This window comes from Neobacillus sp. NPDC093182 (assembly GCF_044754045.1).
This window is the reverse complement of sequence record NZ_JBIVOI010000042.1, coordinates 1-2,046: the sequence shown is the minus strand read 5'-3', so window position 1 is coordinate 2,046 and position 2,046 is coordinate 1. Positions and strand designations below refer to the sequence as shown.

1 protein-coding gene is annotated in these 2,046 nt (G+C 41.0%); it reads left to right on the top strand.

Annotation, left to right across the window (positions count from 1 at the left end; genetic code table 11):
• The first annotated feature begins 653 nt into the window (after nucleotides 1-653).
• Nucleotides 654-1,979, top strand: a complete 1,326-nt coding sequence (gene ltrA, locus ACIQAA_RS32355; protein ID WP_402628013.1) for a group II intron reverse transcriptase/maturase — start codon at nucleotides 654-656, stop codon at nucleotides 1,977-1,979.
• The last annotated feature ends 67 nt before the right edge of the window (nucleotides 1,980-2,046 follow it).

Sequence of the window (2,046 nt, the reverse complement as noted above, 5' to 3'; positions counted from 1 at the left end):
TTTATGTGCGCTTGGCAGCGCATCGCTCTTATGGGTGAAAGTCCCTAACATGCCGTTGTGGCGGAAATGTATAGCTGACAGGTAGTGCGAGTATCGTGAGATTTCGTGCGGAGGACCTGAAGGCAAAGCTCGGAACAGGTGGCTGTAACCATGTTGGCTGGTAAGATGGGATAACCTTGCATAAAGTGGGGACGTCCAATACCACTCCGTATCTTATTAGTTATGAGGACTGGCTTCGAGTGAAAGGCGATGAACGTGACCCAAGGAGATCTCATCATCTCCACCGTAGGTGGTAACTCTTTTTCAAAGCCGTGATGGACAAGAAATGGACTATGGAAGGTGAGAAGTCAGAGCAGGGGATAGTAGTGAATAAGCTTGTCGGAAATGCCACAAAGACAAGTGACTTATCACGAAGTTGATAAGGCAGACATTGACCCAAAAGGCAGTGAACTGATGTGAAGCCCGTCTGTCCATGGAAGAAAAGCAATACGAACTTATTTACTCGTCATGTACTAAACAGAAGTCGATGAGGTAGATAGCCGAAGAATCGAGACCGAAAGAAAGTAGGTTGTTTAGGGCGAAGTACTAATATCAAATATCAACCATTGGGTCACCTATTCAGTTGATATTGTATTGGGAAAGGAAACGAATGCATGAATGAATCAATAGGAAAACGAAGCTTACGTGTAGTGGAGAATTCTAAAAAGAAACGCAAGTGGTACAGCCTAATGGATAAATTATGGAACTATCAAAACTTGGAACAAGCTTTTTATGATGTGAAGAAAAATCGAGGTTCACACGGTGTGGATAAAGTAACGATTAAAGAGTATGAAATGGAATTGGAACACAACTTAAGAGTGCTCCAAGAATCTTTGCGTTTGAAAACATATCGTGCAAAACCCGTCAGAAGAGTCTTCATTCCAAAAGCTGATGGTACAAAACGTCCACTAGGAATTCCGACAGTAGAAGACCGAACTCTCCAAGCCGCAACTAAAAGAATACTTGAACCAATCTTTGAACAGAAATTCTTAGACTGTAGTTTTGGATTCCGTCCAAACCGTAGTGCACATATGGCGATAGATAAAATCCGACAGGATTTAATGGAAGGATACACTTTTGTAATTGATGCCGATATAAAGACATACTTTGATTCAATTCCTCACGATAAGCTTATCGAATTAATCAAAGAAGAAGTAGTGGACAGTAGCGTGTTAGCGCTAATTTTGCAGTTCTTAAAATCGGGAATCCTTGAAAACGGAAGTTTCTATGAGAGTGACACCGGGAGTCCTCAGGGTGGCGTAATCAGTCCACTATTAGCAAACATCTATCTGCATCCACTCGATGAAATGATGATGGAGAGAGGTCACCGTATTACAAGGTATGCGGATGACTTCGTCATCTGTTGCAAATCCCGAAAGGGTGCAGAAAGAGTGCTAAGGACTGTAGTGAAGCTCTTAGAGGAAAAATTAGGACTGAAAGTCCACCCAGACAAAACTAAGATTGTAGACAATTATGAAGAACCTTTTATCTTCTTAGGTTATGTTTTCAAAAAAGGGTATTTCCATTCTCCATCAGACAAAGCAGTAAAGAAATTCAAGAAAAGTATCAAAGATGTAACGAAAAGAAACCTAACCATCAATCTGGAAGAATTCGTCAAGCAACGATTAAATCCCATTGTTAGAGGATGGGGGAGATACTTTGGCATTGGATTTTCAAAGACCTTATTTCAAAAATTGGACTCATGGATTCGAAGAAGGCTTAGAATGATTCAGCTAAGAAGCTGGAGAAAAATAAGAAAGCTCCACAGGGAGCTTCGGAAAAGGAATTGGAAAGGCGAACTTTCTCACCTTTCAATGACTAGATGGAGGAATTCTAAAACCGAGCAGGTACATTTTGCGATTCCTAATAAAAGGTTTCGAGAAATTAAACTTGTTTTTCTTTTAGACATTTACAATGAACTACATCCCCAAAGGGGATAAAGTGGAGGAGCCGTATGCGATGACCCGCACGTACGGATCTGTGAGAGGCGCATGAAATATTTTCATG